The following is a 5,622-nucleotide window of genomic DNA, read 5'->3' on the forward strand; positions in this document are numbered from 1 at the left end:
AAAACGATTCATCTACAACGAATTTGGATAGATTCCTGGCACGCTGACCTGCCGCCCGAGGAACAGTTTTCCCGATCGTGGGCGGTTGAGCGATTTGGTTCCGCGCCAGATGCTCCCTTCACCAAGCGGCCAACTTTCGGTATAGCCGCCTGAACCAAAATAGAATCTCACCGATGCGCAATCCCCCGGAACACCAAAATCCTCTGCAGGGCATGGCCCTGATGGCTGGCGCTATGCTTGTGCTGCCGGCGATGGATGCAATTGCCAAATACATGGCGACCTTCGAGTCCATGTCGCCCGGCCAGGTGACGTTCTATCGGTTCTTTTTCCAGCTCGTCTGTACGCTTCCGTTTCTGTTCGTAATCTTCGGTCGCAAAGCGCTACATGCAAAGCGCCCCTGGATGAATCTGTTGCGGGGCATCCTCCATGGCGCAGCCAGTCTGCTTTTCTTCGTTGCCGTGAAATACATGCCGCTTGCGGATGTATTTGCGATCTATTTCGTCGAGCCTCTGATGCTCACGGCGCTGTCGGCCATCTTTCTTGGCGACAAGGTCGGCTGGCGACGATGGATGGCAATTGTCGTCGGGTTCGGCGGCGCGATGGTCGTCATCCAGCCGAGCTACGAGATCTTTGGCCTCAAAGCGCTCTTGCCCGTTTTCTGCGCGTTTCTCTATTCGCTTTACCTCTTCCTGAACCGGGCAATCGGGACCGCCGATTCGCCGCTGACGATGCAGACCATGGCGGGCATTGGCGGCACGGCCTTCATGGCGGCGGCACTGTTGGTGGGCAATGGGCTCGGAGTTGGTGATTTCCAGCTTTCCCTGCCCTCCTCGGCGTTGGCGCTCGCTTTGCTGCTGATCCTTGGGACGATTTCGGGCTATGCCCACATGATCATCGTACGAGCTTTCCGGCTGGCGCCTCTGTCGCTGCTTGCACCCTTTCAATATTTCGAGATCATCTCTGCGACGGTGCTGGGCTATGCGCTGTTCGGCGACTTCCCGAACCTTTCGAAGTGGATCGGCATCGCGATTATCGTCGCATCAGGCCTCTTCATCATCTGGCGGGAGCGCCGTGCGGGCACGACTGTTAAAAATATCGTGACCGATTGAGCGCACCGTTAACACTGCTTATTGAGGGATCATCAATTCGCTCGCGGTAGAACGGCCTTCGGCCTCATGATGAGGTTCTGGAGACAAAAATGAGCGAATTCCGTCTCGCTTTTCCGGCCTGTGTGATTGCCGGGAAGCATCGGCTGACGGCCGAAGATATCAGTCTGTTGCGCAAGCACACCTTCCCGGAAGGGATACGGACCTCGGACGACGTGGTCGCGATGCTGGCGCTGAACAATTCCTGCCCAGAGAAATGCCCGGAGTGGAACTGCTTCTTCGTCGAGCAGCTCGCGGATTTCATCGTCAATTACACCTACCCGCAGGGGTCTCTCGACGAGATAAACGTGGCTTGGCTTATGCGCATGGTCTCGACCGACGGCGTAGTCAATTCGGCCCTCGAGCTCGAATTGGTTCTGCACGCAATGGAGATTTCCGCGAATGTGCCGGATGAACTGCGCGCCTTCGCGCTCGATCAGCTGCGTCTCGCACTGACAGAAGGCATTGGCGGCTACAAGCTGTCGCGCACAGTTGACCGCAAGGGCATCACCCGCCAGGACATCGACTATGTGACGCGGGTTCTGCGTGGTACAAGCGATGCTGGCGTCATCCATGCTCAGCCGCTGACCTGGAGCGTCCTGATGCAAATCGCCGAGGAAACGCTTCCAGCCGGAAATCATCCGCGTTGGGCTGACATCCTTTCGACGCTCCATCTCGTCGAGTATGCCGGGCCCCCACGGCGTAGCCGCTGGCTGAGGATCGTTGACGATACCTTCGGAAGCGAAATCGCCGTCGCCTGACATCCACCGATATTCTTTCCGCCGATTGTACGTTCCGGGGTTTTATGCGTAAAAACTCCGGAACGCATGTTTTGGGTGGAGTCTTCATGTTCAAGAAAATCCTGATCGCGAATCGCGGCGAGATCGCTTGCCGCGTCATCAAGACCGCGCGCCGCATGGGAATTGCGACAGTTGCGGTCTATTCGGATGCGGATCGGGATGCTCTCCACGTGGAAATGGCGGATGAAGCCGTTCACATCGGTCCCGCGGCTGCCGCCGAAAGCTACCTCGTGGCGGACAAGATCATCGCCGCCTGCAAGCAAACTGGCGCGCAAGCGGTCCATCCCGGCTACGGCTTCCTTTCCGAGCGGGCGTCGTTTTGTGAAGCGCTGGAGAAGGAAGGCATTGTCTTCATCGGTCCGAAACCCAAAGCGATCATGGCGATGGGCGACAAGATCGAGTCGAAGAAGTTCGCCAACGCCGCCAACGTCTCCACCGTTCCTGGTTATCTCGGCGTGATCGATGATGCGCAGCACGCGGAGAAGATCGCTGCCGAAATAGGCTATCCCGTGATGATCAAAGCATCCGCCGGCGGTGGCGGCAAGGGCATGCGCATCGCCTGGAGCGAAGCGGAAGTGCGCGACGGTTTCGATCGGGCGCGTTCCGAGGCGAAAAGCTCCTTCGGCGACGATCGCGTGTTCATAGAGAAATATGTCGTCGAGCCCCGTCACATCGAGATCCAGGTGCTCGCGGACGCCCATGGTAATGTCGTCTATCTCGGTGAGCGCGAGTGTTCGATCCAGCGCCGCAATCAGAAGGTGGTCGAAGAAGCGCCCTCGCCTTTCCTAGACGCTACGACACGTGCGGCGATGGGCGAGCAATCTGTTGCGCTGGCCCGTGCAGTGGACTATCAGAGCGCCGGCACGGTGGAGTTCATCGTTGATCGCGACCGGAACTTCTACTTTCTGGAAATGAACACACGCCTGCAGGTCGAGCACCCGGTGACCGAGCTGGTCACCGGCATCGACCTTGTAGAGCAAATGATCCGCGTAGCGGCCGGTGAAAAGCTTCCGTTCGCACAGGGCGACATAAAGCTGAATGGCTGGGCAATTGAGAGCCGGTTGTATGCCGAGGATCCCTATCGCAATTTCCTGCCCTCGATCGGTCGCCTGACGCGATATCGTCCGCCTGCCGAAGGCCGGTCCGGGAACGCTATCGTGCGCAACGATACGGGTGTCTTTGAGGGCGCAGAGATTTCGATGTACTACGACCCGATGATCGCGAAGCTCTGTACCTGGGCGCCGACACGCCTGGAGGCGATCGAAGAGATGGGCGAGGCACTGGATGGCTTCGTTGTCGATGGGATCGAACACAACGTCCCCTTCCTCGCTGCACTGATGAAGCACCCCCGCTGGCGTGAGGGACGTCTGTCGACGGGCTTCATCGCCGAGGAGTATCCGAACGGATTTTCCCCGGCTACGCCGGATGCCGACCAAGAGGGCTTTCTCGGGGCAGTCGCACTTTCGGCGTTCCTGATCGAGTCCAGCCGCAGGGAGCGCTTCGCCGATCGGTTGCGCGCCCCATCCGGCGCAAGCTGGGAAGAATGGACAGTGAGGTTGGGCGACAGCTATGTGGATGCGCGTCTGGTGGACGGTCTCGTGACAATTCCATTCGACATGGATATCGAGATCGGTGGCAAGGTTTCGAACATTGTCACCGATTGGCGACCTGGCGACGCCGTTTGGCGCGGCAAGATCGCGGGCCAAAGCGTAATTGCGCAGATCCGCCCGGTTCTCAACGGCCTTCGGCTGGACTGGCAAGGTATATCCCTGAAAGCCAAGGTGCTGACGCCGCGCCATGCCGCACTTGAGAAGCTGATGCCGGTCAAGCTTCCGCCGGATACCTCGAAGCTCCTGCTCTGCCCGATGCCCGGACTCGTGGTCTCGATCGCCGTGGTCGAGGGTCAGGAAGTCAAGGCAGGTGAAACGCTCGCTGTGGTCGAGGCCATGAAAATGGAAAACGTGCTGCGCGCCGAACGCGATCTTGTCGTCAGTAAGATAAATGCCAAGCCGGGCGAGAGCCTGGCGGTCGACGCGGTGATCCTCGAGTTTGCCTGACACGGTCGCCGTGGCAGTTAACTTTTGTTAACTGCCGGCTGCCTATGGTGAGCCCCCTGGCAGGACGCCGGGCGGAGGTAGCGAATGACGGCGCTCCAATCGGCAATCCTATTGCTGGTCATAAATTTTGGCCTTCTCTGGCTTTTGATGCGCGCTCCGCTTGGGCGCAGAACCATCCGCCTCAGCCGGCCCTATCAATGTGCTCCCGATATATTGTGGAAGGCGATGAATCCCGCCGGTCCTGATGCTTCCTGGCACCATTCGGTGATCAGCAGTCGCGCGCTTGCTGATCGCGGAGGCGTTGTGGAGCAGACCTATCGGCATCTCGACAAGAACGGCTCTCCGTCGCGCAGGCTCATCGCCCTCGAGCCGTTGCCATGCGTTGCGAGGAATGGGCACGGGTTCCAGTCACGCATCATCGACGACAGCACCCTGGATCCCACGTTCTGGAACCACTACCGGGAGCGCCGCATCATTCGGCCGACGCCCGAGGGTGCGATGCTCGAAATCGAGCAGACCGACCGTTATCGCGGATTGGCCTTTCTCCTGTTTCGCTATTTTGTTCTCCGCCGCGAAATGCAAGCGTTGGACGGATGGTTGAAAACGGGTGAGTCTTTGCCGCAGGGCTACTTCGAGTTGCCCTTGGTGCAAGGTGGACTTGCGGTTCTGTCAACGCTTCTGCTGTGGCCGTTCTTCGGGCTCAATGCGGGTGGCCTGATGCTCTCGACCTTCCTGACGTTGGTGATTGCGTTGCATGAGCTTGGACACATGGCGGCCTACCGTATGTTCGGCCACGCATCCGTGAGGATGATCTTTGTGCCCTTTCTGGGTGGCATCGCCATCGGCGGCCGGCCGTACCGGTCGCTATTCGAGGTGGCGACCTGCGCGCTGATGGGCGCAGGCATGTCAGCGTTTCTGGTACCGATTCTTGCGGTTGCCACGCAGCTTTCCGAAGCGGGCTTGCTGCCTTTCGCATCGCGCGCGCCCCTGCTCGTCTTCATGCTGATCCTCGGTGCCTTCAATCTGCTGAATCTGCTGCCGATGCATCGTTTCGACGGAGGTCAGGTTCTCCGGCAAATCTTCCGCACAAGACGATCGCAGATCGCCGCCAGTTTCGTCGTGACGGTGTGCATCCTGGGGATCGGATTCGAGATCGGCCTGCCTGCGAAAATGCTGACGGCCGGTCTGCTCGTCTTCACGCTTGTCAGCCTCGTCAGTGGTGGCTCTGTCAAGCCACGCCAGATGCTCGAAGAGATGAAGGATGGCGAGAGTATGCTGGTTGCTTTCGGTCTTTACGCGGCGATTGCCGTTCATGGCTATGCCATTATTTTCGCAACCGAAAAGCTCTTCTGACGCAAGCTGTGTAGTGGCTGACGCAATCAGTCTATTCGAAGCCGAAACGTCCGCGCGAGGACAGTTTTTCCTTGAGCCCGCCGCGCCGTGCATGCGAAGGTCCGCGCAATCAAATCAGCAGGAGACACTCGACATGGACGTTCGCGCCGCTGTTGCCGTACAGGCTGGCAAGCCTTTGGAAGTGATGACCGTGCAGCTGGAGGGACCGCGGGCCGGCGAAGTGCTGGTCGAGGTGAAGGCGACGGGCATCTGCCATACCGACGACTT

The 5,622-nt window shown here is 59.1% G+C and carries 4 protein-coding genes and 1 pseudogene; all 5 read left to right on the top strand.

Annotated elements, in window-relative coordinates; genetic code table 11:
* The first annotated feature begins 173 nt into the window (after positions 1-173).
* Positions 174-1,109 carry a DMT family transporter gene (locus RGCCGE502_RS10135; protein ID WP_016554069.1) on the top strand — a complete coding sequence of 312 codons (936 nt, stop codon included), beginning with the start codon at positions 174-176 and terminating at the stop codon, positions 1,107-1,109.
* A gap of 89 nt (positions 1,110-1,198) precedes the next feature.
* Positions 1,199-1,906, top strand: coding sequence for a hypothetical protein (locus RGCCGE502_RS10140; protein ID WP_016554070.1), 708 nt, complete (start codon positions 1,199-1,201; stop codon positions 1,904-1,906).
* Between the two features lie 86 nt (positions 1,907-1,992).
* Positions 1,993-4,002 (top strand): acetyl-CoA carboxylase biotin carboxylase subunit, encoded by a 2,010-nt coding sequence (locus RGCCGE502_RS10145; protein WP_016554071.1) that lies wholly within the window; start codon positions 1,993-1,995, stop codon positions 4,000-4,002.
* 84 nt (positions 4,003-4,086) lie between these two features.
* Complete coding sequence (locus tag RGCCGE502_RS10150; RefSeq protein WP_016554072.1) at positions 4,087-5,355, top strand: zinc metalloprotease; 1,269 nt, start codon at positions 4,087-4,089, stop codon at positions 5,353-5,355.
* 133 nt (positions 5,356-5,488) lie between these two features.
* Positions 5,489-5,622, top strand: a pseudogene (locus RGCCGE502_RS36540) (S-(hydroxymethyl)glutathione dehydrogenase); the annotation flags it as partial.

This window comes from Rhizobium grahamii CCGE 502, assembly GCF_000298315.2.
In the GTDB taxonomy this organism is placed as follows: domain Bacteria; phylum Pseudomonadota; class Alphaproteobacteria; order Rhizobiales; family Rhizobiaceae; genus Rhizobium; species Rhizobium grahamii.